The organism is Citrobacter sp. Marseille-Q3906 (assembly GCF_916618775.1).
Lineage (GTDB): Bacteria > Pseudomonadota > Gammaproteobacteria > Enterobacterales > Enterobacteriaceae > Citrobacter > Citrobacter murliniae.
The window spans coordinates 322,710-348,995 of sequence record NZ_CAKAKA010000002.1 but is presented as its reverse complement, the minus strand read 5'-3'; the positions used below and the strand labels follow the sequence as shown (position 1 = coordinate 348,995).

The 26,286-nt window shown below is 49.9% G+C and carries 26 protein-coding genes; 12 read left to right on the top strand and 14 right to left on the bottom strand.

Features of this window, described 5'->3' with window-relative positions; all coding sequences use genetic code 11:
- Positions 1-7: 7 nt before the first annotated feature.
- The 4 genes from fimW (at position 8) to fimZ (ending at position 3,449) form a co-directional block, all read left to right on the top strand.
- Entirely contained in the window at positions 8-601 is a 594-nt protein-coding gene (gene fimW / locus LG384_RS05940) for a fimbria biosynthesis transcriptional regulator FimW (RefSeq protein WP_045440839.1), read from the top strand.
- 166 nt (positions 602-767) lie between these two features.
- Positions 768-1,493, top strand: coding sequence for an EAL domain-containing protein (locus LG384_RS05935; RefSeq protein ID WP_225760608.1), 726 nt, complete (start codon positions 768-770; stop codon positions 1,491-1,493).
- Positions 1,463-2,224, top strand: coding sequence for a fimbriae Y protein (locus LG384_RS05930; RefSeq protein ID WP_304522403.1), 762 nt, complete (start codon positions 1,463-1,465; stop codon positions 2,222-2,224). The genes LG384_RS05935 and LG384_RS05930 overlap by 31 nt, the downstream gene beginning before the upstream one ends.
- Before the next feature lie 592 nt (positions 2,225-2,816).
- Positions 2,817-3,449, top strand: a complete 633-nt coding sequence (gene fimZ / locus LG384_RS05925) for a fimbria biosynthesis transcriptional regulator FimZ (RefSeq protein ID WP_045440834.1) — start codon at positions 2,817-2,819, stop codon at positions 3,447-3,449.
- Between the two features lie 93 nt (positions 3,450-3,542).
- On the opposite strand, the gene sfmF is transcribed toward fimZ, so the two are convergent.
- The 6 genes from sfmF to fimA form a co-directional block, all read right to left on the bottom strand.
- Positions 3,543-4,079, bottom strand: coding sequence for a fimbria assembly protein (gene sfmF, locus LG384_RS05920; RefSeq protein ID WP_370637058.1), 537 nt, complete (start codon positions 4,077-4,079; stop codon positions 3,543-3,545).
- Entirely contained in the window at positions 4,072-5,079 is a 1,008-nt protein-coding gene (gene fimH, locus LG384_RS05915; protein WP_048221911.1) for a type 1 fimbria D-mannose specific adhesin FimH, read from the bottom strand. The genes sfmF and fimH overlap by 8 nt, the downstream gene beginning before the upstream one ends.
- Before the next feature lie 4 nt (positions 5,080-5,083).
- Complete coding sequence (locus LG384_RS05910; RefSeq protein WP_225760607.1) at positions 5,084-7,705, bottom strand: fimbrial biogenesis usher protein; 2,622 nt, start codon at positions 7,703-7,705, stop codon at positions 5,084-5,086.
- Between the two features lie 7 nt (positions 7,706-7,712).
- Positions 7,713-8,405: a type 1 fimbria chaperone FimC gene (gene fimC, locus LG384_RS05905; protein ID WP_045440826.1), complete on the bottom strand. Its 693-nt coding sequence runs from the start codon at positions 8,403-8,405 to the stop codon at positions 7,713-7,715.
- Positions 8,406-8,446: 41 nt separating this feature from the next.
- A complete protein-coding gene (gene fimI / locus LG384_RS05900) occupies positions 8,447-8,980 on the bottom strand; it encodes a type 1 fimbrial protein subunit FimI (protein ID WP_045449483.1) in 534 nt (177 codons plus the stop codon).
- Positions 8,981-9,057: 77 nt separating this feature from the next.
- Positions 9,058-9,612, bottom strand: a complete 555-nt coding sequence (gene fimA, locus LG384_RS05895; RefSeq protein WP_045440823.1) for a type 1 fimbrial major subunit FimA — start codon at positions 9,610-9,612, stop codon at positions 9,058-9,060.
- A gap of 574 nt (positions 9,613-10,186) precedes the next feature.
- Here fimA and folD point away from each other — a divergent pair.
- From folD to LG384_RS05880, 3 genes are all read left to right on the top strand, one after another.
- Complete coding sequence (folD, locus tag LG384_RS05890; protein WP_045440822.1) at positions 10,187-11,053, top strand: bifunctional methylenetetrahydrofolate dehydrogenase/methenyltetrahydrofolate cyclohydrolase FolD; 867 nt, start codon at positions 10,187-10,189, stop codon at positions 11,051-11,053.
- A 1-nt stretch (position 11,054) separates the two neighbouring features.
- A complete protein-coding gene (gene ybcJ / locus LG384_RS05885) occupies positions 11,055-11,267 on the top strand; it encodes a ribosome-associated protein YbcJ (RefSeq protein WP_045440819.1) in 213 nt (70 codons plus the stop codon).
- Positions 11,268-11,390: 123 nt separating this feature from the next.
- Positions 11,391-11,912: a metal-dependent hydrolase gene (locus LG384_RS05880; RefSeq protein WP_200012255.1), complete on the top strand. Its 522-nt coding sequence runs from the start codon at positions 11,391-11,393 to the stop codon at positions 11,910-11,912.
- A 90-nt stretch (positions 11,913-12,002) separates the two neighbouring features.
- On the opposite strand, the gene cysS is transcribed toward LG384_RS05880, so the two are convergent.
- The gene (gene cysS / locus LG384_RS05875; protein WP_048221915.1) at positions 12,003-13,388 is read right to left on the bottom strand and encodes a cysteine--tRNA ligase; all 1,386 of its coding nucleotides are present in this window, start codon (positions 13,386-13,388) and stop codon (positions 12,003-12,005) included.
- 172 nt (positions 13,389-13,560) lie between these two features.
- On the opposite strand from cysS, the gene ppiB reads away from it, so the two are divergent.
- Both ppiB and lpxH read left to right on the top strand, forming a co-directional pair.
- On the top strand, positions 13,561-14,055 hold the full coding sequence (gene ppiB, locus LG384_RS05870) for a peptidylprolyl isomerase B (RefSeq protein ID WP_003021875.1): 495 nt from the start codon (positions 13,561-13,563) through the stop codon (positions 14,053-14,055).
- 2 nt (positions 14,056-14,057) lie between these two features.
- Complete coding sequence (gene lpxH / locus LG384_RS05865; protein ID WP_225760606.1) at positions 14,058-14,780, top strand: UDP-2,3-diacylglucosamine diphosphatase; 723 nt, start codon at positions 14,058-14,060, stop codon at positions 14,778-14,780.
- Between the two features lie 293 nt (positions 14,781-15,073).
- Here the strand turns inward: lpxH and LG384_RS05860 are convergent, their stop codons facing one another.
- The 4 genes from LG384_RS05860 to LG384_RS05845 form a co-directional block, all read right to left on the bottom strand.
- Positions 15,074-16,423: a GntP family permease gene (locus LG384_RS05860; protein ID WP_225760605.1), complete on the bottom strand. Its 1,350-nt coding sequence runs from the start codon at positions 16,421-16,423 to the stop codon at positions 15,074-15,076.
- Positions 16,424-16,530: 107 nt separating this feature from the next.
- Positions 16,531-18,498 carry a xylonate dehydratase YjhG gene (gene yjhG, locus LG384_RS05855; RefSeq protein ID WP_200041953.1) on the bottom strand — a complete coding sequence of 656 codons (1,968 nt, stop codon included), beginning with the start codon at positions 18,496-18,498 and terminating at the stop codon, positions 16,531-16,533.
- Positions 18,499-18,508: 10 nt separating this feature from the next.
- The gene (locus LG384_RS05850) at positions 18,509-19,414 is read right to left on the bottom strand and encodes a dihydrodipicolinate synthase family protein (RefSeq protein ID WP_144243052.1); all 906 of its coding nucleotides are present in this window, start codon (positions 19,412-19,414) and stop codon (positions 18,509-18,511) included.
- Between the two features lie 4 nt (positions 19,415-19,418).
- On the bottom strand, positions 19,419-20,207 hold the full coding sequence (locus LG384_RS05845; RefSeq protein WP_045440798.1) for an IclR family transcriptional regulator: 789 nt from the start codon (positions 20,205-20,207) through the stop codon (positions 19,419-19,421).
- A 658-nt stretch (positions 20,208-20,865) separates the two neighbouring features.
- Here LG384_RS05845 and purE point away from each other — a divergent pair.
- From purE to mnmH, 3 genes are all read left to right on the top strand, one after another.
- The gene (gene purE / locus LG384_RS05840; RefSeq protein WP_045440795.1) at positions 20,866-21,375 is read left to right on the top strand and encodes a 5-(carboxyamino)imidazole ribonucleotide mutase; all 510 of its coding nucleotides are present in this window, start codon (positions 20,866-20,868) and stop codon (positions 21,373-21,375) included.
- Positions 21,372-22,439 (top strand): 5-(carboxyamino)imidazole ribonucleotide synthase, encoded by a 1,068-nt coding sequence (purK, locus tag LG384_RS05835; RefSeq protein ID WP_225760604.1) that lies wholly within the window; start codon positions 21,372-21,374, stop codon positions 22,437-22,439. Before purE ends, purK begins: the two co-directional genes overlap by 4 nt.
- Positions 22,440-22,536: 97 nt before the next feature.
- Positions 22,537-23,622 (top strand): tRNA 2-selenouridine(34) synthase MnmH, encoded by a 1,086-nt coding sequence (gene mnmH, locus LG384_RS05830; RefSeq protein ID WP_225760603.1) that lies wholly within the window; start codon positions 22,537-22,539, stop codon positions 23,620-23,622.
- Positions 23,623-23,676: 54 nt separating this feature from the next.
- Here the strand turns inward: mnmH and LG384_RS05825 are convergent, their stop codons facing one another.
- The 3 genes from LG384_RS05825 to LG384_RS05815 all read right to left on the bottom strand — a co-directional run bounded on the left by LG384_RS05825 (position 23,677) and on the right by LG384_RS05815 (position 26,238).
- The gene (locus LG384_RS05825; protein WP_045440727.1) at positions 23,677-24,336 is read right to left on the bottom strand and encodes a methionine ABC transporter permease; all 660 of its coding nucleotides are present in this window, start codon (positions 24,334-24,336) and stop codon (positions 23,677-23,679) included.
- Entirely contained in the window at positions 24,329-25,345 is a 1,017-nt protein-coding gene (sfbB, locus tag LG384_RS05820; RefSeq protein WP_045440724.1) for a virulence-associated ABC transporter ATP-binding protein SfbB, read from the bottom strand. The genes LG384_RS05825 and sfbB overlap by 8 nt, the downstream gene beginning before the upstream one ends.
- A gap of 62 nt (positions 25,346-25,407) precedes the next feature.
- Complete coding sequence (locus tag LG384_RS05815; RefSeq protein ID WP_045440722.1) at positions 25,408-26,238, bottom strand: MetQ/NlpA family ABC transporter substrate-binding protein; 831 nt, start codon at positions 26,236-26,238, stop codon at positions 25,408-25,410.
- Positions 26,239-26,286 lie beyond the last annotated feature (48 nt).

Genomic DNA, 26,286 nt, shown 5'->3' with positions numbered 1-26,286 from the left:
CTCTTTAATGTTAAGTATCGCCATCAAAGAAGAAAATAGTCACTTCGAACATGGACTGAAAATCATTATTACCCGCCTGGCAGCTCAGTGGCATCAGGAGATTTGCTTCTTACCAGTCGAAGATATCGATCGCGCGGATATCGCATTTATATCGCTGGACGAAGATTGGGCAAGCGCAGGATGTTACCAGGTTCCTGTCCACACCCGACGCCAGCATCGTGTCGTCATTTGTAATGAACACGATAAAGATAAACTGATGTTTAGGCCCTGCCTGTACATGCTGCCACTGATTTACCGGGAAGATGATGTCGAAGAGATAACCAGAAAAATGGTGCTCATTTTACAAAAACGCGCGCTCCGACACAGCGTACCAGCCACTGTCTGTCACTACTGTACCACCCGCAATTTTTCCATTGCAGAACGCCAGTTCTTAATGTTCCTGGCCAGCGGTTACACACTGGCTGAAACAGCGCACTTGCTCTCAATCAGCGACGTCCAGGCTAAAGCGACTCGTCGAAGCATTATGAAAAAGCTACATGTCAAAAACGATCAGCAATTCTTGAGATACATCAGGGCTAATCTGAGTTTTCTGCAAAACTAGAGAGTTTCTCATTGATTGTTTTTTTATTGCGAAATGTCTCATCAGTAATTAAGTATCGGCGCCTACTGTACCGATTTCTATGCTGCCACAATGCCCTATGTATATTATTTCCGGGGAAACAAAAGGACACTCTCGGTAATATTTACTCAGCTCCCGGGGGGATATCGTGACACCGAGCCTGTTATTATGGAATGATAAATCTGAGCGTACTGTAGTTTCCTCAAAAAACAGCGATGCAACCCCTCTGCAATTCGCGCTCAAATGTGAGCCAATTGTAGATTTATCTACCGCATGCCGCTACGGCTTTGAAGTTCTCACGCATCTTCCCGCTCACATAAACAGCGAAGAATATTTCACTCAACTGTCCTTGCAGCGCAGACAGAACCTGTTCTTCCAACAAGTTACCAACGTCAGACACTTTCGACAGGATCAACATTACTCGTTGAATTTACCCATGAAGGCCTTGGCGGATTGGCCATTTTTTCATGCCCAAATTACGTCTTATCCTCCAGGACTCATCATTGAAATACAGGATCCGGAAACTTTTCTCTCTCTCAGCGCATGCCAACGCACAGCTGTATTAGACGCAATTCAACGCGTTGAGACCTGCGGTATCCCCATCTGGTTGGATGACGTTAATGAAGACCTGATGGCAGCATTCATCGCAGCTAAATGGCACCTGTCAGGTATTAAACTGGATAAAAATACCTTTTGGGCAGTGAGTAAAATTCCTGGCAAACTCCATCAACTCATTCAGATGGGGAAAAAAATTGCGGATCTGGTGATCATTGAAGGTATTGAAACCGAGAAGCATAAGAAAATTGCCCTTCAAGCTGGCGCAAATCTGGGTCAGGGATATTTATGGCCAGCAATCTATCCAGACAAAGCATAATAAAAACGGAAAGGAAACAGGAAAGGATGCGCAGGGAACGACATCGCCGTTTACGAAAGACTGACTGTACCCATCAATATCATCACTGTACGCCACAGGTTTTTGACAGGATTGAATATCTTGCACAAAAACTCAATTACACATTACCGGGCGATACTATATCTCAGGCGATTATCACAGCCGATTACTATCTCGCCTATACGCTGAATCGTTATTTATTTTCTGGTACACGCACTGCTGTCTTTCAGACTATTGACTCAGCCCAAAACTGCCTGCAGGACCCAGGCTTTCGTCAGTTGGTCGTTGATATGGACGGCATTGTAAGTTCTTATTTCGATACCCTCGAATGCCTACGCCAACTCGCCAGACAGCGAAATGACATGCAAATTTTTTTATTACTTGCCAGTGAAAACCAGAGCTTGAGGAATTTTATTGCAATGGCTGGGCCGTTTTATATCCTGTCACGTCGCCAGCATCTCCCAGACCTGCGTCACGCTTTATTATCTCCGACTTTTATTCGAGCAGAACGCATAAGTCAGGCTGACTGGGAGATGGTTTCATTACTATTACAAGGTACCTCCTTAAAGGAAATTGCTCATTTGCAGAAGCAACCGTATCACCGCATTATCTATCGACTGAATCAACTGATTACGCATCTGGGATTGCCTCATCGCCAACGTTTTTTGCATCTGATACATCGGTTGGATGTTACCTCCCCTCATTTTATTTAACATCTTAACTTGCTGTGATATAAGATTTTTTAAGAAATTACTTATTACAAACTAAGAAACAATGCGTTAATTTCACAATTTCTTAATATTTACAACTATTCCTGGTATTATGTTTACCGTGCATAATCAGCTAAGCCTTACGGATTCTGTGCTTAACTCGTCATAAATGAGCTTCATATTCTTCTTAACAAACCCTAAACAATTAGTGGGTTGTGTTGTTTTTAGTATTTAAAAAAAATTTTCAATCTGCCATAATTCAAATAGCAGGAAAATAATACCAATAGCCATTAACATACTCGAATCTTTCAGAATATCCTAACAGGCATTAATAAGTTATGTGTCGTAAGTCTTTTCCGAAAGAGCAGAGCAGGTATAATCACTACTGTCTTCTGATTATTTGCAAATTTTTCCTGGTGTGAAATGGATATTCCACAAACTCATTGTTCTGATAAAGAGCAACCGAATAAACAAGGATGAAACAATATTTATTCGGTTCTCCTCCACGAACAATTGATGGCTATTTGACAATACTAATAACGCCTGATGTTTTATCAAAATCGCAAGATACACGAACAGTTTGAGGCATACTAAAATGAAACCAGCATCCGTTATAATTATGGACGAACACCCTATTGTCAGAATGTCTATAGAAGTACTGCTCGAAAAAAATAGTAATATCGAGGTTGTCTTGAAAACAGATGACAGCCGCGTGGCAATAGACCACTTGCGTACGTATCCTGTTGATCTGGTAATTCTGGATATTGAACTACCAGGTTCTGATGGGTTCACGTTACTCAAAAGAATAAAATCTCTGCAGGAGCAAACCCGGGTCCTTTTTCTGTCCTCAAAGTCTGAATCTTTTTATGCAGGACGCGCTATCCGCGCCGGAGCAAATGGTTTTGTCAGTAAAAGAAAGGATCTGAATGATATCTATAATGCGGTAAAAATGATTTTATCAGGATATTCATTTTTCCCCTCTGACACCCTTAACTTTATTAATAACATTAATATACGAAAAGGAGTTCTGAATGACATGCCACTTTCCAATCGTGAGGTGACGGTTTTGCGGTACCTCGCAAACGGCTTATCCAATAAAGAGATTGCTGAACAACTTTTACTCAGCAATAAAACCATTAGTGCTCACAAAGCCAATATCTACTCCAAGCTTGGCTTGCATACCATTGTTGAGCTTATCGATTATGCGAAAATGCACGAACTAATGTAATAACACTCCCGACGAGATGTCGTTCGGGAGTGTATTATCAGTATGTGCCGTAAATAATTCGAGTTGCAGGCAGGCGGAAGGTAACAGGTTAATTTAATTATAGTTAATCATAAACGTAGCATCTGCCCTGGCGAGCCCTGGCTGTACCCCTTCCGCTAAAGCAATATAGTTTGCGAAAAAGGTCAACGTGGCATTGCCATTTTCGTCAATGCTCACAGCCTGACTGGCCTGTTCCAAAGGCAATCGCGTACGGTCGCTGTCGCGCAGCTCGATGGCTACCTTTTGCCCCATTACCGCATCATCCAGCGCCAGCAAGCTTGTGCCCGACGCAGGGGTACCAGAAAAGGTTATTGACGCAGACCCAGGCGGACAACCTTCAAGTTTTAGCGTGAAAGAGACCGGTTGAGTGGTATCACCAGTGGTTTTCAACTGTTTTGTTGGCCATTTTCCCAATTCAACGGTTTTGTTACTGTCACTGGCAATCGCCACACAGGTAAAATCCACCACATTGCCACGCAGCTCAATATTGATCTCACCCAACGAAGTGTCCGCCCAACACCGGGAGCTAAATGACAGAACAGACACCATCACGATAAGTGTACGAATCACTCTTTCTCGCGTCTTAGTCATAGTCCACTCGCAGATATCCACGGGCAGTGAATGGCCCTTCTGTCGGTTTATTGCCCGTCACGCTGACCGGCCACGCCCGAATCCCAACGCTCGCAGCGGCGTTATCATCAAGACGAAACGGAATAGTACTGGACAGATTATTGGGCGTCAGTGGTACGCCACTGCTGTCAGCAACGATGAAGCCTAAATCCGGGTTATCCGATACCATCATCTGGCCGGAGGCTTTCTCAGCTTCTACGCGCATGGACAAATAGGCTTGTGCTGCCACGTTGGTGCATTTAATAGCAACCGTTTTAGTCTGCGGATTTATACCTTCCGGTCGATTACCCACCCCTGCCTTGCTAAATAGCGAGGCGCCAATATCGCCAAAGTCAAACTCGACAACCTGCCCGGCATTCACTTCGCAGTTTTGCGGTACTTCTACCTTCCCGCTATAGCTGATGGTGTAAACCGGCATACTCAGGGCATCACCGGTACTGGTCGTGACATAGACGCTGAACATAGTTTGCCGCGGGATCGGCACCATGTTAATGAATGAACGAATCACTTTTAATTTGAATACCAGTTTTGAATCCATCACACCAAACGGCTTCTGATTTGGCACGTTAGGGTGAGTCCCCATACGGATGTAATTACGCGGCGGATAAAATAATCCTGCGTAGCTGTCGGTAATACTCATTGCCCCCAGCAGGTAATCATTGAGTTTCAGATACTGGAAGCCACCTTCCGTGCTTTGGACAGGAAGTTCAGTCACATAGCTTCGATAGGTATAATCAACATGCGTTCCTGCCGGACAGGTTGCATTGACGCCAACCCAGCCGGATTTTTCCGGTAACGTCACCACCTGTCCTGGTCGATTATTACTGCTATTGAAGACATTCGACAGATCGTAAAAAACATCCGTTGGCGTGCCAGTAGAATTCTGGCAAACCGTTGCCGATGCCGAATTAGCCAATAGCAGTAAAGCGCCCCCCAGTAACAAACCCGTTTGTCGTCTCATTGTTTTAATCCTGTCGTCCCGACGCGCGTTCGCATGTCACATTAGTGAGCGTTACCGCCTGTTTCAGACTCTCTTCAGGCAAGGTATAACGCGCTGTGCAACGCGCATTTGCTCCTTCCCCCCATTGGATCAACAATTCCCCTTTCAGCGGCAGCCCGCTCAGGTAGATTTGCCCATCTTCGCCCACCATGCTGGTAACACCGCTTATGGATTCACGTACCACCGAGCCGAATGGCACAGGTTTTCCGGCAAGCTTCGCCGTCATAAGTGCCCGCACGCCGATACGTGTATCAAACGCCGCACGAACCAGCGCCCCCTGCGTCGGCACCACGCTGCTAACGTTATTTTCTACATCGGTATTGTTGTTCATTGAATTGGTATCGAGCGCAACACGGTTGTAGCGGTAGACGGTGGCATACGGCATAACCGCATAGCCGCGCCAGTCGGTTTGAACACCTGTCTGGTTCTCTATCCGTACGCCCTGAGCGCCCGGTGCTTTAATCAGGACATTGGTATCACCCAGCGGCTGGCTAAGGGTAATGCCGTCCGCATGTCCTACAACACCGCCGGAAAGTTGCCAGTTATAGTCATGCTGATCGCGATCGTAGTTATATCCCACGCCCAAGGTGCCATAAGCCGCCTGCCAGTTCGCGCTGGCGCTTCCACTATAACCATTGGTGCTGCTGTGTCCCTGATTCACGCTATAGCTCAGATTACGCCCATCCAGCAACGTACCGCCGATACCGCTCTGCCAGCTATTTTGTCCGTTGCTGTTGCGGTTCGCATTAAAGGTGGCGTAGGTACGATCGAGAGCGTTATCACGCGAGTAGCGTCGTCCGGTCAGCAAGCTGAACGGCACCGACATATTGAACGCCAGAATGCGATCGGTATCGGAGATCCCTACCGATTCGTTCCACGACCAGGAGAGCGAATAGCTAATTCCCTGCCAACCGCTGGCATATCCCAGTTGATACCAGGTGTTGGTATCTGAGGTATTCCAGTATGTTTGCTGGCTACCCGAAACATACAGTGACCCGTAATCCCCCAGATTCTGCGAGATATTGATCTGGAACCGGCCCTTTTTGCTGTAGCTCAAATTGTGATAGCTCTTCACTTCCGGAACTTCGTGGCGATTACCCTCGCTGTCGTATTCGTACTCATAGCCTTCCATACTGTGATAAGCCACATCGTCGAGGGTATAGAACCCACGCGTCGAATAGCGATATCCCAGCAACTGGAAGTTGGTACCAAAATTGTTCAATGACTTCGCGTACAGAAAACGCAGAGATTGTCCCTGATGCGTGCTGTCATCCGCCAGTTGGCTACGCGCATGGGTTAAATCGACGGAGACCGCGCCCCAGTCTCCCAGATTTCTCCCCGTTCCCAGCACTACCGAACTGTAGCGTGACGCCAGTTGCGTACCACCATAGGCGGTATAGCCTTCAGGCAGTCCGGCGATTAACGTCCCCTGGAAGAAGAACGGTGAATCCTGCTGGCTATTTCCACTCCGAAAATCCCCGGCGACCAGATCATACTTAATGCGCCCTTCACGCTGTAACAGCGGAACCGTGGAGTACGGCACCGTATAGCGTTGCTGACTACCATCTCTTTCATCCACCGTCACCTCAAGGTCACCGCTGGAGGACGTTGGGTTCAGATCGGTAATAGAGAAAGCTCCGGGTGACACATAACTTTGATAAATAACGTAGCCATTCTGACGAATGGTTAGCTTCGCTGCGGTACGCGCAATCCCGCGCACGGTTGGAGCATATCCCTGCAAACTGTCAGGATACATACTGTCTGACGAGTAAAGGCGCGCACCACGGAACCCGACGCTGTCAAAAACGTCATTGCCGGTGTTGCTGTCGCCCATCACCAGTTCGCCCTTTAGCGGAATAATGGAGCGCTGAAGCCATGTGCCTATATTTTTCCAGCTTTGCGAGTGGTATCCGTCGCCTTTGGAATAGCTCCACGCACCATTGTTTCTAAGCCGCCAGGGACCATAATTCAGGCCACTCAACATACTTAAAAAATAGCTGTCAGAGTCACTCCCGCGGCTACCGGTGAAACTGTAGTTAACAAGCGCGGCGGGGATCCCCTCATCCCACTCATCTGGTGGAATGTAACCGCGTGCACTGTTCAACATCGAGGCCTGCGGCAGACTGACATTTAAGCGCAGAGTAGAAAAATCAAAGGTGATTTCGCTGCCAGGGATCGCCGCAGGCAAATTAATGCATGTGTTGTTTGGGTCCTGATTGAGTTCTGGAAACGCGGCAATATTGACGCCCAGCCGCTTAATCCAGTCGAGACCAAAGCACGGCATCAGCCCCCCGGATTTATCACCCGTCTTTTCCGTACTCGGTGCAAAATGAATATCCTGAGTGGCGATAAATTCATCATTGCGCCAGATATCTACGCGATAGACGCCTTCTGGCTGATGATTGCCTTTTTCAAAACGTGACAAATCCGCTACGGATGCCGTATCTGCAGATAAAAATGCAGGATTAAAATAGCTTTCTCCGTAGCTCAACATCGGAAAGAGCGCTGCCAGCGTGGACAACGCCACACCCGCCAGCGGTGGCGTAAACCCCGGTAACAGGCCAGGTAAATACGTTGTCTTGTTCATCGCTTTCTCAACGCACGCTAACCGTTTTGGCAGTGGTCACTGCGCCGTAATCATTGACCGTCTGGAACGTCACATTTCCCTGAGCGCCAGCGGGCAAAAGGATCTGCGTATCGTTCTTAGGTGCCACCATGACGTTATCAACCTTCGTTTTTCCTACGTTAAGGTTGACCAGCGTGACGTAATACGCCGACGGATTCGTGATTTTCAGGTGGTTGCCGGAACGAGAAAACTGCAGCATGCCGGGTGCATCTTCCGATATATGCGAAAGATTATTCGGTCGGACAAAGAGTTTGATACGCGACAGGATCGCCAGTTGCAGAACGTTTTTACCCTCAAGGCTGTTTTTATTTACCGACGGAATCGCCTTCACATTCATCCAGAACAGCGACTCGCGATCTTTAGGCAGCGGTTGACCGACATAGATGATACGCAGCGTATTTTCACTTTTAGGTTCGCTGACAAACAACGGTGGCGTGACAACAAATGATTTGTCTTTAACGCCAGCGCTGTTCTCAATCCATGAATTAACCAAGTAACGCTCTTTTGTATCGCTATTACTAATAGCCAGAGAAGTTTGTTTGGCTTCGGCAGGATAAATAACACGAGTTGCGCCTAATGCAATTCCCCCGGCAGCTTGTGCACCGGCAACTGAAAATAAGGCCAGTAAAATGATAACGCCTGATTTTAGATAATTAAACATAGCTACAAATACCTTTAGTGCGATTATCGTTGGGAGTTAAATCAGGGATACACCAACGTAAACCACACATCTGAACGAAGCGTTCCCGGCGTAATATGTTCCGAGACAGCCCGATAGCGAGCGGTGAAATGAAAAGTCATCTCTTGCGTTAAAATCGGAGCGTAATGAAGCGGCAGCGCATTCGGGATAATTTGCCTTTGCCCTTCATCAAATAATGCCAGACCGATCCCCGAAGCCGCAGAAGCATCGCCGCTGGCCAGGAAAACCTGCGGATCTTCTGCAGGAGTCACTCCGGCAAAGGCAATCCCAACATGGTCATAAACATCGGAACTGCACGACGTTAACCGCAGCGAAAATGGTACGCTGGTAGAGGCAAAGCTTCCCGGTTCGGCAAATGCATTCGTGCGATATTGCCCCATCTGCACCCGCAAACTCTGGCTGTCGGTGGCGACCGTACAAGCCCCGTTGACAAGCTGCCCACGCAGGTGAAGGCTACCGCTTTCCAGTATTACCGTCTGTGCAAACGCAGGCAGTACGCAGAGCAATCCAGCCAGCGCCATGCCTTTCCTTATCATCTGCCACATCCCTCTTCATCCCCGGATATTGCCTCATCCAGTGAGGCGATCATCTTCCTTGTGCAAATCAGAACGGCTTATTCGTACTTCATGATGAAGGTGGCATCAGCATTTGCCTGACCTGGCGTTGTGCTTGCTACAGTCGCTTTATAACGCGCAGAGAAACGCAGGGTGTTAGTACCTTCAACCAACGCCTGGGCAGTAGAGAAGGTCGCACCATCAGGCTTCAGTGCAGTGGACTTACTGTCAAGAATTTCGATACCTACGCCAGTCGCCGTGGTGCTGTTATCCGAGGAAGACACAGCCAACAGACTGTTGTTGGTGAGGTCCGACTGACCAGAGAATGCAACGGCAGCAGTAGCTGCAACTGTTGGGTCGCAGTCGTTCAGCACGATGGAGAACGGAATTTGTGCTGTGGTATCACCAACAGCAGCAAAGCTGGCGGTACGATACTGTCCTAAAGTAACAATCTGATCGGCTGACTGAGTACTTACCGCACAGGCTGCATTGACCAGTTCACCTTCAAAGTGAACGGTACCACCGCTAACACTTACCGGATCTGCCGCTACCGCTGACCCGGCAACTAACATCAGGCTGGCAATAACAGAAGAGGTTATTAATTTACGTTTCATGGAGTTCCCTTGAATTACACACATCCGGCTCCAGCATCCTGCGGGATCCGTTTGAATCATTATCGACATTAAATGTCAGGCAAATTATCTCTGCATCCTGTAAAGATATATATCGTAAAAGAATTAGCTAACCTTTTACTCCCACTATCCCGAGCCGTAAGTTCACTAATTTATCTTCACGAATATGACAATTCGTCACAGGGATAAATTAAACATTTCAATTAATGAAAAATACCTGCAAATCCTTTAAATGCACCTGGCTAATTCTTAATGGGATCCAGGAAAAATCTGTGTAAAAATACGTTGAATATACTCATAATGGGACGTAACAGTCTGGTTTCTTAAGCATTAACCATGAAAACATCAGGGTGATGAATTGTTTAATTAACGTTAATTTTAATTAGCACGCGCACTATTTATTTCGCTGGATCCTGTGTCTTGCGCCACCCTGCTCTCTGACAGTACTCCCGTAATCGCACGTAAAATCGCAAACGAAAACTGACAGCACGCCCCGCTTCTGACAAAATAGTCACATCCCCTTCGGTTTAACGTAACAGACGGAATCCTCTCTCTGATGGCAGCAAAGATTATTGACGGTAAAACGATTGCGCAGCAGGTGCGCTCTGAGGTTGCTCAAAAAGTTCAGGCACGCTTAGCGGCTGGATTACGCGCCCCAGGATTAGCTGTTGTGCTGGTAGGTAGCAACCCGGCTTCGCAAATTTATGTAGCAAGTAAACGCAAAGCCTGCGACGAAGTGGGGTTTGTCTCCCGCTCCTATGACCTGCCTGAAACCACCAGCGAGGCGGAGCTTCTTGAGCTGATCGATACGCTCAATGCGGATACCACCATCGATGGTATCCTGGTACAGCTGCCGTTACCGGCGGGTATCGACAACGTTAAAGTGCTGGAACGCATTGCGCCGGATAAAGACGTCGACGGGTTCCACCCGTATAACGTCGGACGCCTGTGCCAGCGCGCGCCGCGCCTGCGCCCGTGTACCCCGCGCGGAATAGTGACCTTGCTTGAGCGTTACAACATCGACACCTATGGCCTGAATGCCGTGGTTATTGGGGCATCGAATATTGTTGGTCGCCCGATGAGCATGGAACTGCTGCTGGCGGGTTGTACTACCACGGTCACCCATCGGTTCACCAAAGATCTGCGTCGTCACGTTGAACATGCAGACCTGCTGATTGTAGCCGTCGGCAAACCTGGCTTTATTCCCGGTGAGTGGATCAAAGAAGGTGCAATTGTGATTGATGTCGGCATCAACCGTCTGGAGAATGGCAAGGTTGTTGGCGATGTGGTGTTCGACGATGCGGCTGCGCGGGCATCGTACATCACACCAGTACCCGGCGGCGTAGGCCCAATGACTGTCGCAACACTTATCGAAAACACGCTGCAAGCGTGCGTTGAATATCACGATGTAAAGGAAGTTTAAGATGGCCACATTTTCACTGGGTAAGCACCCACACGTTGAACTCTGCGATTTGCTGAAGCTGGAAGGCTGGAGCGAAAGCGGTGCCCAGGCAAAAATTGCCATTAGCGAAGGGTTAGTGAAGGTCGATGGTGCAGTGGAAACGCGTAAACGCTGCAAAATCGTTGCCGGACAGACCGTCAGTTTTGAAGGTCACAGCATTAACGTCGTCGCGTGATCCCGAGTGCCGGATGCGGTTTACACCTTATCCGGCCAGTTTTCTCCATTGTCAGGTAACTGACTTCATCATCTCTTCACAGTAAACTTCTAACATGTTGTTTTCTCATTCGAAGTGAACCTCATGCCAACCATTATTACCCACGCTGCCGTTCCGATTTGTTTAGGTTTAGGCCTGGGACTCAACGTTATTCCACCACGTTTACTGTTCACCGGGATCGTACTGGCGATGCTACCGGATGCGGACGTCCTGTCATTTAAGTTCGGCGTCGCCTATGGAAACGTGTTTGGCCATCGCGGATTTACCCACTCGTTGTTGTTTGCCTTTGTCGTACCGCTGCTCTGCGTGATGATTGGCCGACGATGGTTTAAAACCGGCTTGATTCGCTGCTGGCTATTCCTGACAGTTTCACTGCTGTCGCATAGCCTGCTGGATTCAGTCACTACCGGTGGCAAAGGTGTAGGCTGGCTTTGGCCATGGTCAGATGAACGCTTCTTTGCGCCGTGGCAGGTGATTAAGGTCGCGCCGTTTGCGTTGTCACGCTATGCCACGCCGTACGGATATCAGGTCATTATCTCGGAACTAATATGGGTATGGCTGCCGGGATTGATAGTGATGAGTTTATTGTGGTGGCGCAGACGTTAAAAAGCCGGGTGGTGACTAACACCTTACCCGGCCTGAGAGCGGCTCATATTTTCCAGGCCGGATAAGCGTCATCGCCATCCGGCAATACGATTATTTACGACGCCAGGTGGTTCCCTGCGGACCATCTTCCAGCACAATACCCATCTCGTTCAGACGGTCACGCGCAGCATCAGCTGCTGCCCAGTCTTTCGCTTTACGGGCATCTAAACGCTGTTGGATCAACGCTTCGATTTCAGCAACTTCACCGTCATCCGCCTGTGCGCCACTTTGCAGGAACACTTCCGGCTCCTGCTCCAGCAGTCCCAGAACACCGGACAGTTTACGCAGATGTGAAGCCATCGCGTTAGCTGCAGCCATATCTTCGCCTTTCAGACGGTTAACCTCACGCGCCATATCAAACAGCACAGAGTAGGCTTCCGGAGTATTGAAGTCATCGTTCATGGCTTCAATGAAACGCGCTTCAAAGGCTTCACCACCGGCTGGCGCAACGGATTTATCAGTACCACGCAGCGCAGTGTACAGACGCTCCAGCGCTGAGCGAGCCTGTTTCAGGTTCTCTTCGCTGTAGTTCAACTGGCTACGATAGTGACCGGACATCAGGAAGTAGCGAATGGTTTCGGCATCGTAGTATTTCAGAACATCACGTACGGTAAAGAAGTTGCCCAGCGATTTGGACATTTTCTCGCGATCAACCATCACCATGCCAGAGTGCATCCAGTAGTTGACGTATTCACCGTCATGCGCGCAGGTGGACTGAGCGATTTCATTTTCATGGTGTGGGAACATCAGATCTGAACCACCGCCGTGAATATCGAAATGGTTACCCAGCTGTTTGCAGTTCATTGCCGAGCACTCAATGTGCCAGCCAGGGCGGCCCGCGCCCCACGGCGACGGCCAGCTCGGCTCACCCTCTTTGGACATCTTCCACAGAACGAAGTCCATTGGGTTACGCTTCACATCGACCACATCAACGCGAGCACCCGCCTGCAGTTGATCCAGATCCTGGCGCGACAACTGGCCGTAATGCGGATCGGTGGGTACATCGAACATCACGTCACCATTATCCGCCACGTAGGCGTGACCTTTAGCAATAAGTTGCTCGGTGATTTCAATAATTTCAGCGATATGATGTGTCGCTCGCGGTTCGAGATCCGGACGCAGAATATTCAGCGCGTCGAAATCCTTATGCATTTCCGCGATCATTCTATCGACCAGCGCCACAAAGCTTTCGCCATTTTCATTAGCGCGCTTAATGATTTTATCATCGATATCAGTAATGTTACGCACGTACTTCAGCTTGTAGCCGAGAAAGCGCAGATAGCGCGCCACGACGTCGAAAGAAACAAAGGTACGCCCGTGACCAATATGACAGAGATCGTAAACGGTAATACCACACACGTACATGCCGACTTCCCCGGCATGAATAGGTTTGAATTCCTCTTTTTGGCGCGTCAGTGTATTAAAGATTTTTAACATCGAAGATTCCGTGTAGACGTGTGTGGATAACAAAGCCCTATAATACCTATAAATTGGCCTCGAAGCAGCACACTTTGCAAGGTGATCGAACCTTGCGGTTATGCTATAACAAGCCCCTATATGTGACCCTGACCAGGGTCGAAGCACTACTCTATCGGAACAGGATGCAAAAATGGTTACTTTCCACACTAATCACGGCGATATCGTAATCAAAACTTTTGATGATAAAGCGCCTGAAACAGTTAAAAACTTCCTGGACTACTGCCGCGAAGGTTTCTACAACAACACCATTTTCCACCGTGTGATTAACGGTTTCATGATCCAGGGTGGCGGTTTTGAGCCAGGCATGAAACAAAAAGCCACTAAAGAAGCGATCAAAAACGAAGCCAACAACGGTCTGAAAAACACTCGTGGTACGCTGGCAATGGCCCGTACTCAGGCTCCGCACTCCGCGACTGCCCAGTTCTTCATCAACGTTGCAGACAACGACTTCCTGAACTTCTCCGGTGAAAGCATGCAGGGTTGGGGTTACTGTGTGTTTGCTGAAGTTGTCGAAGGTATGGACGTGGTTGATAAAATCAAAGGCGTTTCCACTGGTCGAAGCGGTATGCACCAGGACGTACCAAAAGAAGACGTTATCATCGAAAACGTGACCGTCAGCGAGTAATCGTGGCGACACTGTTTATTGCAGATCTTCACCTCTGCACGGAAGAACCGGCGATCACCGCCGGTTTTCTGCGTTTTTTATCCGGTGAAGCACGCCAGGCTGATGCGCTGTACATTCTTGGCGATCTCTTCGAAGCCTGGATAGGCGACGACGACCCCAATCCCCTGCATCAGCAAATCGCCGCCGCGATAAAAGCGCTGGCTGATTCAGGCATCCCCTGCTTTTTTATTCACGGCAACCGAGATTTTCTGCTCGGCAAACGTTTTGCCCGTGAAAGCGGCATGACCCTATTGCCGCAGGAAAAAGTGCTCGATCTGTATGGCCGAAAAGTATTAATCATGCACGGAGACACCCTGTGCACCGATGATACGGGCTATCAGGCTTTTCGCGCCAAAGTTCACCAACCCTGGTTACAAACTCTGTTTCTTGCCCTGCCTTTATTTATTCGCCAGCGTATTGCCGCGAAAATGCGCGCCAACAGCAAAGCCGCTAACAGCAGTAAATCACTGGAGATCATGGATGTGAATCCACTGGCCGTCGTTGCCGAGATGGAAAAACATCAGGTTCAGTGGCTGATTCATGGTCATACTCATCGCCCGGCAGTTCATAAACTGACCGCCAATAAACAACCCGCTTTCCGCGTGGTTCTCGGGGCATGGCACACTGAAGGCTCGATGGTCAAAGTCACCCCAGACAATGTCGAACTGATCGCTTTCCCGTTTTAAATTATCGCGACCATTTGCTGTAACGTTTACTACACAACGTGATAATGCAAAGCAGAAGCGTCCTTCCACAATAATAAAAATGCCCTGTCGTGTTTAAGAGAGTGCGTATGGCTGCTTCAGCATCAATATCCAGGCCCCTCTTTTCCCAACGAAACGACAAAGACACCGACCGTTAAATCTGTGAGTTGGCATATAAGATAAGGCGACAACCAGAAGGTCTGAGTTTTGTCTTGTTGTTGTGAGATACAGGGGAGCCAGTAAACCGGCAAAGCGGTTCACTGGCGAACACACTATTATAAAATAATGCTGGCAACCAGAATAAACAGCAACCCGCATATGGATAATAGGGTTGACATCAGCGTCCATGACAACAGCGTCTCTTTGGTGGTCAGACCGAAGAAGTCTTTGATCATCCAGAAGCTGGCGTCGTTTACGTGGGAGCAAATACAGGATCCCGCACCGGTAGCCAGTGTAATCAAGGCCAGGTTGGTATTAGGATGTACCGCCAGCAGCGGAATGACCAGCCCGGCGGTAGAGATCGCCGCGACGGTGGCAGAACCCAGACAAATACGTAAGAATGCGGCTACGCCCCATGCCATCAGGATCGGGTTGATATCCGTGCCCGACACCAGGGTGGAAATATACTGACCGACGCCAGAGTCGATGAGAACCTGCTTGAATGCACCACCACCACCGATAATCAGCAGCAGACCGGCAATACCCGCAATCGCTTTCCCGCAGGAATCCATCAGGTCAGGGATTGTTTTCCCACGGCCCAGTCCCATGGTATAGATCGCAAACAGCAGTGAAATCAGCATGGCGATCGTCGAGTTACCTAAGAACAGCATCACGTTGTAGAACAAGCCTGAGTCCGCGGCGCTTTTGGCATGGGCCATCTGGATGATAGTGACTACCGCCATCAGGATCACTGGCAGCATTGCCGTGAGAAAACTGATCCCAAAGCCAGGCATTTCGCTTTCGCTGAATCGGCGGGTTGCACCCAGGGAGGCAATATTACCCTCTTTTTTAAAGGCGTCCGGAATAATGCGCTGGCAGAATTTATTCAGCACCGGGCCGCAAAGAATAAAGGTTGGAATGCCGACAATAATACCGTATATCAATACCAATCCTACATCCGCACCATATTCACGGGCGATCACCGTCGGGCCGGGGTGAGGTGGTAAAAAACCGTGCGCGACCAGCAAACCGGAGAGCATCGGCACACACATAAACATCGGCGATATTTTGGCTTCACGGGCAATAGCGAATAAAATAGGTACCAGAAGGATTAAACCGACTTCAAAAAAAAGTGCAATACCGACAATAAATGCTGAACAGACTACCGCCCAGTCAAGTTTATTTTTCCCGAAATAATTCAGCATGGTCAGAGCTATTCGCTGCGCACCACCCGCGTCAGCCAGTAATCGACCGAGCATAACGCCGAATCCGAATATCAAGCCAATATGTCCCAGCGTACCGCCAAGACCAGACTCAACCGAGGTTACGACTTTATTCAGTTCCATTCCACTGGCGATGGCGACAGCAATCGAGACAATAATTAAAGATACAAACGTATTAAGCTTAATTTTTATAGTCAAAAGCAGGAGTAAGGCAATCCCTGCCACAACGATAATTAGCGGCATAATGTCCTCTCATTGTAGGGTAACGACCCCTAATAATCTGGCTACGCAAATGATTTATAACGCATAGTCAAATTATTAGGGTGTCTGGATTTTTTTATTTTTTACTATTAGTTCTTATTAATATAATCTCGCAGCGCAGCACCGATTTTATTCACATCATAAATACAACCCATCCATGTGCCGCCGCTAACTGCCTGGAGCATTGCCCAAAGCCGGGTATCATCGGGCAGTTCAGGATCAGGAAGTAAATCCTGATGACTGAGTCTGGCGTTTAATATTGCTGTTGCCTCCTCCCTTGAGGGTAATTTTTCATCGTTACGGGTTCCGAGGAAATTGACTTCGCCCTGAAGCTCGCGGCAATCAATTTTAATTTCGATAATATCTCCAGTGCGTAATTTACCGACTGGTCCTCCGGCCAGCGCTTCTGGCCCCACATGACCTATACACGCGCCAGTGGAAACGCCCGAGAAACGCGCATCGGTAATCAGTGAAACATGCTTACCGTATGACAGGTGTTTCAGCGCGCTGGTAACCTGGTAGGTTTCCTCCATCCCGGTACCGGAAGGACCAACACCGATAATGACCAGAATATCGCCCGCTTTAATTTTGTCGTGCTTGATATCGTAAATTGCACTTTTCTCGGACAGATAGACCTTCGCCACACCTTTATGGTAATAGACTCCCTGATCATCAATCACCGATGGATCGATGGCTGTGGATTTGATCACTGACCCTTCCGGAGCAATATTACCCACTGGGAAGGTAATTGTTGAGGTTAAGCCACGTGCCTTCGCTTGCTGCGGCGACATGATCACCTCGTCAGCGTCGATCTGTTCTTGTTCGCGCAGTAGCTGTTTGAATCGCTGTCGGCGTTCTGAGTGCTCCCACCAGTCCAGGTTCTCCTTCAGTGTACTGCCGGTTACAGTCATAACGTCTTCATGTAGCAATCCAAGATTGCGCAAATGCAGCATCACTTCCGGCACACCGCCCGCCATGAAGGCATTAACAGTTGGATGGTAAATAGGGCCATTGGGCAGCACACTCACCAGTCGGGGCACCCGCTTATTGATGCGGATCCAGTCGTCAACGGTTGGGATATGGCAGCCTGCCTGATGGGCAATCGCCGGGATGTGGAGCAGCAGGTTTGTCGAGCCGCCAAACGCCGCATGGACAGTCATCGCATTCTCAATCGCTTTATCGGTGAGTATCTCCCGGGTGGTAATGCCTTGCTGGCACAGGTTCAACGCCGCCCTTGCGGAAGCTCTGGCGATCTCCTGCCACACCGGCTCACCAGAAGGGGCCAATGCCGAGTGCGGAATCGCCAGCCCCAATCCTTCGGCCACAACCTGCGATGTCCCGGCAGTACCCAGAAATTGACAGCCACCTCCGGATGAGGCACAGGCCTTGCAGCCGGCACGGCGTGCGTCCTGTAGTGATAACTCACCATTAGCAAAGCGTGCGCCTATGGTCTGCACCTTACCGTTATCTTCCCCATCTCTTGCAGGTAGCGTCGCACCACCAGGCACCAATACCGTCGCTTTATCATGCTGCGCGGCGAGTGCCATCATGGTAGCCGGAAGCCCCTTGTCACAGCTAGCCACGCCAATGACTGCTTTCACATCGGGCAGAGAGCGGATAAGACGGCGCATCACCATTGAGGCATCGTTACGGTACGGTAGCGAATCAAACATCCCGGTCGTGCCCTGCGTGCGTCCATCACAAGGATCGGAGACATACACAGCATAGGGCAAGGCACTGTTCGCTTTAATAACCTCAGCCGCCGCTTTCATCTGGATATCCAGCTCGTAGTGCCCCTGGTGCAGCGCCAGTGCAACAGGCTTACCGTCTGCGCCGCGTAAGCCACCGAGCGTACTGAGCAGTAAAATACCATCCCGATCCAGCTCATCCGGAGACCAGCCCATTCCGGCATTCATGGTCATACCAAACAGATCCCCACTCGGGCGGTTGATTAACATCTCCGCCGTCAGCGGCAGTTCACCATCAGGGCCATTGGCGTGCGTTCTGACGGTGTAGATATCGTGACTCTCGTCAGCAAAAATATTGCGTACAGACATGAGATTCTCCTCAGACCGGTAAAATACCCTGCGCAACCAACAGTGCATGGACTTTTTCTTTGGCTTCTTCTGACACCTCAAGAATTGGCGGCAAGCAATAAGTCTCTACTGGTAACCCTACGCATTGCATACCGTATTTGATTAGCGAGACAAACGGCGTTTCCAGAGCGTAAATAGATGGCAGTTGCAGTAGCTTTTTGTTCAGGTTGGCGGCGGTTGCCAGATCACCTTCGCGCCAGGCACGGTAGATACCAACGGAGAGTTCCGGTGCAAAGTTAGCACTGGCTGAAATCGCGCCGTCCCCCCCTAACAGCAAGGTGTTCAGTAAATGGTCGTCATAGCCGCAAAATACAGAAAACGACGGGCGCACTGACTTAACTGCGTTAATCATCGTGCGCAAGTGACCGACACTGTCGATGGTGTCTTTGATGCCAACGATATTCTCATTTTGCAAGGCCAAACGTTTCACTGTCTCCGGGGTTAAGTCCTGGCCCGTCAAATCCGGAAAGTTGTACAGGATTACCGGCAAAGTGACGCTACGAGCGATCTGCTGGTAATAGTCGTCAAGATTTCGTGACGCGACCTTCCAGTAGTAAGGGTTGATGGCGACGACACCGTCAGCACCGCAGGATTCGGCATGCCGCGCCAATTTGACCGCTTCATCAGTGGAAGGCGAACCGACGCCAATCAATACAGGAACCCTCCCACCAACAACGGATATGGCTTCTTCGGTGAGCGCCATGCGCTGGGCGGTATTCATCTGGCTAAATTCACCACCGGTGCCAAGGTAAAACAGCCCGTCGACTCCTTTATTAATCAGGAAGTCGGCAACCTGGCGCATTGCCGTTTTATCAATGGTTCCGTCACGATGAAACGTACTGGATACCGGTGGAATAATGCCGCTGAATTTTTTCATTACTTCAATTTCCTTTTCGTAAATATTCATTTTCGCTTATGTATCCCAGTCCATATGATATTTGCCCGGCACACTTTCGGAGCAGTTCCAGATAACCGTCGATCTTATTTCCTGAGTAAACCACCGGATCGCCTGATAGCGAGATCGCATAATTAACCCGGTTATACATATTGAATACAGGCATACTTAAACATACTGCACCATAGGTCGATTCTTCGTTATCTATGGCCCATCCCCGAAGCCGCGTTTTTTGCAGTTCTTCCAGAAATAATTTTTTATCAGTAAATGTATTGCGCGTATGTGGAGTCAACGTAAGAGCATCTAAAAAATAATCCAACTCTTCTCTCGTTTTCCAGGCCAATAACGCCTTACCCAGTGCGGTAATATGTAATTCAAGTTTTTTGCCAATCCAGCTTTTGCTGGTCGGCACCGAATCCGGGCTTTCAATCTTGTCAAGATAGATAGCAGAATAGCTCTCCATCGCGCCCAGATGACAAACCAGGCCGCTTTTCAACGACAGCTCCTGCATTGGCCGCTTCGTCACTTCAAAAATATTCTGGCGGTGCAGTGCCTGACATCCCAGTTCGTAGTTTTTTATCCCCAGTGAATAATGGCCATTTTTATTTTTAATTAAGAAACCACATTCCACCATCACATTCAGTAAATTAAGCAGGCTACTTTTGGGATACTGAAATTTTTTTAATAATTCCATATAACTCGCCACACCTACCCACGCAATATGGGTTAATATTTTTTCAGCACGGACTAATGAATTACACCCTTTGCGAACCATAATGGCTCCCTCTTGCTATTGGAATAAATGATATCGGCATTGTGTAGTGGAAAATATACCTTGTTCAACATGCTGAACCGTAATAAGGCGATTAAATGTGATCCTGTGCTCAATTTGAATAGCAGAATTATCGTACCGACATTCGGTGAATGCGAATGGATGCCAAATACGAAATTGTGTTATCAAGGCATGGTGGCGTGTGAGCGACTGAAAGAACGATCCGCAGGTTGCACTATTCATAAAAAATTGTTTACAGGGTCGGTATCTTTAGCACTGCTACTTTTGTAAGCGATACCGCTGGAGAATGTCCGCTTCGCGCCCCACGATGACACCTTTATCTACGCGCTTCTCAAAAAAGAGTGGAAAGAAGTAACTAAGCCACCGATATATGAACGCTCCTCGCCGACATAACGAAGAAACGCACTTTGACCGGCGGCTAATAACAAAACCCAATGCTTCAATAATCGAAAATCTGCCACTTCCCTACAGCCCAGCGTAACGGCCTGTTTGACCATGAAAAATCTCCCAGTAAACCCTCCAGGGGATTACATCCAGGCGTTAACATTTCGCTGCGCAACCGTTTTCCTTGCTTGTATATCATGCTATTCTCTCTCGCCTCGAAAGCAGTGTGTTTCGCACCACAGGAGTTTTAAGACGCATGTCTTCCCGCAATAATCCGGCGCGTGTCGCCATCGTGATGGGGTCCAAAAGCGACTGGACTACCATGCAGTTCGCCGCCGAAATCTTCGAAATCCTGGATGTCCCGCACCACGTTGAAGTTGTCTCTGCTCACCGCACCCCCGATAAACTGTTCAGCTTCGCCGAGAGCGCAGAAGAGAACGGCTATCAGGTGATTATTGCCGGTGCAGGTGGTGCAGCACATCTGCCTGGCATGATTGCGGCGAAAACGCTGGTACCTGTTTTAGGTGTTCCGGTACAAAGTGCTGCCCTGAGCGGCGTAGACAGCCTCTATTCCATCGTGCAGATGCCGCGCGGCATTCCGGTTGGCACGCTGGCGATTGGCAAAGCGGGTGCGGCAAATGCGGCACTGCTGGCGGCGCAAATTCTGGCAACCCACGATAAAACGCTACACCAGCGTCTGATCGACTGGCGTAAAGCGCAAACCGATGAGGTGCTGGAGAACCCGGACCCGCGAGGTGCGGCATGAAGCAGGTTTGCATACTTGGTAACGGTCAGCTAGGGCGCATGTTGCGTCAGGCAGGCGAGCCGTTGGGCATTGCAGTCTGGCCCGTTGGCCTGGATGCCGAACCTGCGGCCGTCCCCTTTCAGCAAAGCGTGATTACCGCTGAAATTGAGCGCTGGCCGGAAACCGCACTCACTCGCGAGCTGGCCCGCCATCCGGCGTTTGTTAACCGCGATGTGTTCCCGATTATTGCCGACCGTCTGACGCAAAAGCAGCTTTTTGACAAGCTCGGCTTGGCGACCGCGCCGTGGCAACTGCTGGCGGATAATAACGAGTGGTCTGCAATATTCGACAAACTGGGCGAACTGGCAATCGTGAAGCGTCGTGTCGGCGGCTACGACGGTCGTGGTCAGTGGCGTTTACGCGTCAATGAAACTGAACAACTTCCAGACGACTGCTACGGCGAATGCATTGTCGAACGAGGCATAAACTTCTCAGGTGAAGTGTCGCTGGTGGGCGCTCGCGCTCATGACGGCAGCACAGTCTTTTATCCGCTGACCCATAACCTGCATCAGGACGGCATTCTGCGTACCAGCGTGGTATTTCCGCAAGCCAATGCGAAACAGCAGGAACAGGCTGAAGCGATGTTGTCCGCTATTATGCAGGAGTTGGGCTATGTCGGCGTAATGGCGATGGAGTGTTTCATCACCCCGGAAGGCTTGCTGATTAACGAACTGGCCCCGCGCGTACACAACAGTGGGCACTGGACGCAAAACGGCGCCAGCATCAGCCAGTTTGAACTGCACCTGCGCGCCATTACCGACCTGCCATTACCCACGCCGGTAGTGAACAATCCTTCGGTCATGGTGAATCTTATCGGTACTGACCTGAACTACGACTGGCTGAAGTTGCCACTGGTGCACCTGCACTGGTATGACAAAGAGGTGCGCGAAGGCCGTAAGGTCGGTCACTTGAACCTGACGGACAGCGATACCGCTCGCCTGAGCGCAACGCTGGAAGCACTCATTCCCCTTCTGCCGCCGGAATACGCCAGTGGGATTATCTGGGCGCAAAGTAAGCTGAAGTAACACATAAAATGTCGGGGAAAGAATCTTATCCTTCCCCACTCCCTCTATCAGCGCGTAAAATCCCCTCCATTGCTGTTTTGTATTTTCAGGATTCAACATGAACGATGGAACGGACTATCGTGCGATTCTGCTCGCCGGTACGCCTTTAATCGATGTACGCGCGCCCGTCGAATTTCAACAAGGTGCCATGCCTGGCGCAATTAACCTGCCTTTAATGGATAACGAGGAACGTACCGCGGTCGGCATCTGTTACAAGCGTCAGGGACCGGAAGCGGCACTCGCGCTTGGGCATCAACTTGTCAGTGGTGACATCCGTCAACAGCGGATGAAAGCCTGGCAAGATGCCTGTCGTCTACATCCTGAGGGATATTTATGCTGTGCGCGCGGCGGTCAGCGCTCACATATTGTGCAGCAATGGCTGCGCGAATCCGGCATCAATTACCCATTGATAGCAGGCGGGTATAAAGCGCTTCGGCAGGCGGCGATGCAAGTGACCGAAGAACTGGTACAAAAACCCATCATCTTAATTGGCGGCTGTACCGGGAGCGGTAAAACGCAGTTGGTGCAACAGCAGCCGAACGGCGTAGATCTTGAAGGCTTAGCGCACCATCGCGGCTCTTCTTTTGGTCGCACGGTAGAACCCCAACTGAGCCAGGCCAGTTTTGAAAATCTGCTGGCGGTCGAGATGCTGAAAACCGATAGCCGTCAGGACCTGCATCGCTGGGTGCTGGAAGATGAAGGCCGCATGATTGGTGCCAATCATTTGCCCGAATGCTTGCGTGAACGCATGAGCCAGGCGTCTATTGCGGTAGTGGAAGATCCCTTTGAGCTACGTCTCGAGCGGCTTCGTGAAGAGTATTTTGTGCGCATGCACCACGATTTTACGCAAGCTTATGGGGAAACCCAGGGCTGGCGAGAGTACAGCGAATATCTGCACCACGGTCTGTTCGCTATTCGCCGTCGTCTGGGGTTACAACGCTTCGCAGAGCTCACCGCATTGCTCGATGTTGCTCTGACGGAACAGCAGACTAATGGCGGTACCGATGGTCACATGGGCTGGCTGGTGCCATTACTCAACGAATATTACGATCCGATGTATCGCTATCAGCTGGAAAAGAAAGCCGCAAAAATTGTTTTTCGCGGCACATGGCAGGAGGTTGCCGACTGGGTTCAGACGCAGTAATAGAATTCGCATGCCGGGCTTAGCTACGCTTGCCCGGCCTGTTATTAGCGCGTATTAATGCCTGTCACGCTTGTCGGCACGTTTCGCCAGCCAGTCGCCAAATACCTGTACGACCTGCACCAGAATAATCAGTGCCACCACGGTGACAATCATCACCTGGGTTTCGTAACGGTAATAACCGAAGCGAATAGCCAGGTCGCCAACGCCACCGCCGCCAACAATTCCGGCCATTGCGGAGTATCCAATCAAACTCACCAGCGTTATCGTCAGTCCACGCAGCAGACCCGCGCTGGCCTCCGGTAACAGAACCGTACAGATAATACGCATCGGGCTGGCGCCAAAGGCTTCTGCCGCTTCAATGATTCCTTTATCAACCTCACGCAGCGCGCTGTCCACCAGCCGGGCATAGAACGCAATTGCCGCAACAGAAAGCGGTACCGAAGCCGCAATCGGTCCGATGGTATTACCGAGCAGAAACTGCGTTAGCGGCAGCAACAGCACCAACAGGATCACAAACGGCACCGATCGGATGATATTCACCAGCACGGAGCTGAGCAGATAGACAAAACGGTTCTGCCAGAATAAATGCCTGTCAGTAACGAAAATGAGAAAGCCCAGCGGCAGACCGCCAATAATCGCCAGCACCGTCGAGATGCTAAGCATCTGGAAAGTTTCATTGAACGCCAGTGTCAAATCCGGCAATAAATCATCCACGAATCACCTCCACCTGTGCAGTACGTTGACGAATATGTTCCACGGCGGCATCCACCGCGCCAGGATTATGCGGTGCAGTTAGTTGCACCACTAAGATCCCCAGCGCACGCTCACCGATATACTCAATTTTGCCGTGCAGGATATTCACCGCTACACCAAACTTTACCGCCACTTCAGACAACACCGGCTGTTCTGCCGAGTCGCCGATAAACAAGATTTTCAGCAATTGACCGGGCAGATGTTCCCGCAGCCGTTCCGGGAGCGTCAGATTGAGCGTATGCGATACCAGTTGCTGCGTGAAAGCATGCTGCGGGTGGGCAAAGACATCAAACACTTCGCCTGTTTCCACCACTTTCCCGCCTGACATCACTGCCACACGATCGCAGATAGATTTGATCACGTTCATTTCATGAGTGATCAGCACGATCGTGATCCCCAACTGTTGGTTGATCTGTTTGAGCAGAGCCAGAATAGTGGCTGAGGTTTCCAGATCCAAAGCAGAGGTGGGTTCATCGCACAGCAGCACATCCGGGTGGTTGGCAATAGCGCGGGCAATGCCAACACGCTGCTTTTGCCCACCACTAAGCTGTACGGGATAACGGTTAGCCTTATCGGACAGCCCAACCAGTGACAGAATTTCCGTCACGCGCGGTCCGATTTTACTGCGCTCCCACCCGGCTGCTTTCAGGCTGAAGGCGACGTTTTGCGCAACGGTTCGGGTATGCATCAGATTAAAGTGTTGGAAAATCATTCCAATACGCTGGCGGGCCTTACGTAAATGCCCCCCTTCGAGCGCAGAGATTTCTACTCCGTTAACCTTTACGCTTCCCTGACTTGGGCGTGTTAAGGCGTTCAGGGTGCGCAAAAGCGTACTCTTTCCCGCACCGCTGGTACCGACAATGCCAAATATCTCACCCGCGCCGATACGCAGGCTGACGTCATCAACCGCCCTTGTTGACGGCCCACGGCCTGCGGTGAAATCCACGCAAACCTTATCTATCTCAATCATAGCCACCTCAGAAATGCGAAAAGGGCAGTCATCGCTGCCCTGTTAAACCTTTTGCGCAGCGATTATTTGGCTGCCGACATCCATTCCGGTTTCTGGAAGGCACTGTAGATATTTTTCGGATCGTCAATCACCGCACGATAGGCCGGAGATTTCACCGCCTCAACGATATCTTTAGCGAACGGTTTATCCGCATCTTCAGTGCGTACCGCGATGATATTTTTCAGGTTCTCATCCAGATGTTCCTGCTTAATGGCACTGGAGAGATCCAGTTTTGCCGCGACAGCAAAGTTGCCGTTGACCAGCGCCCCGGTTACGCCATCCAGCGTACGCGGCAGTTGCGCGGCTTCCAGCGGCTTAAAGATCAACCCCTTCGGGTTGCTGGCAATATCGCGCTCGGAAGCTTTGGTCGGATCGATATTGTCTTTAATGGTGATCAGATCGATTGATTGCAGGAAGCGCAGACCACGAGCCAGGTTGGTCGGATCGTTTGACAGGGTGATGACATCCCCTTTCTTCAGCTCATCCAGGCTTTTGATTTTATGCGAGTAAAAACCCATTCCGGCCGTAGGGACCACAATGAGCTTGCTCAGTTTCAACCCTTTATCAGCGGTGAATTTGTCAAAATAGAGCGAGTGCTGGAACAAGTTAGCGTCAATGCTACCGTTGGAGAGTGCCATATTCGGCTGGACATAGTCACTGAATTCGCGCACCACTACCTTGTAGCCTTTCTCTTTCAGCGTCGGGGCAATGGCCTGTTTCACCATATCACCATATGGACCCGGCGCAACACCGAACACGATGGTGTGCGGATCGCTATTCGCATGAGCAAACTGTAATCCACAGGCCAACAACAGTACCCCGCTCGCGACGCGTAAACTCTGACGCAATCCCATAACTTCTCCATTTTAACGTTGTGATGTAATGTCCCACGCCGTTCATGC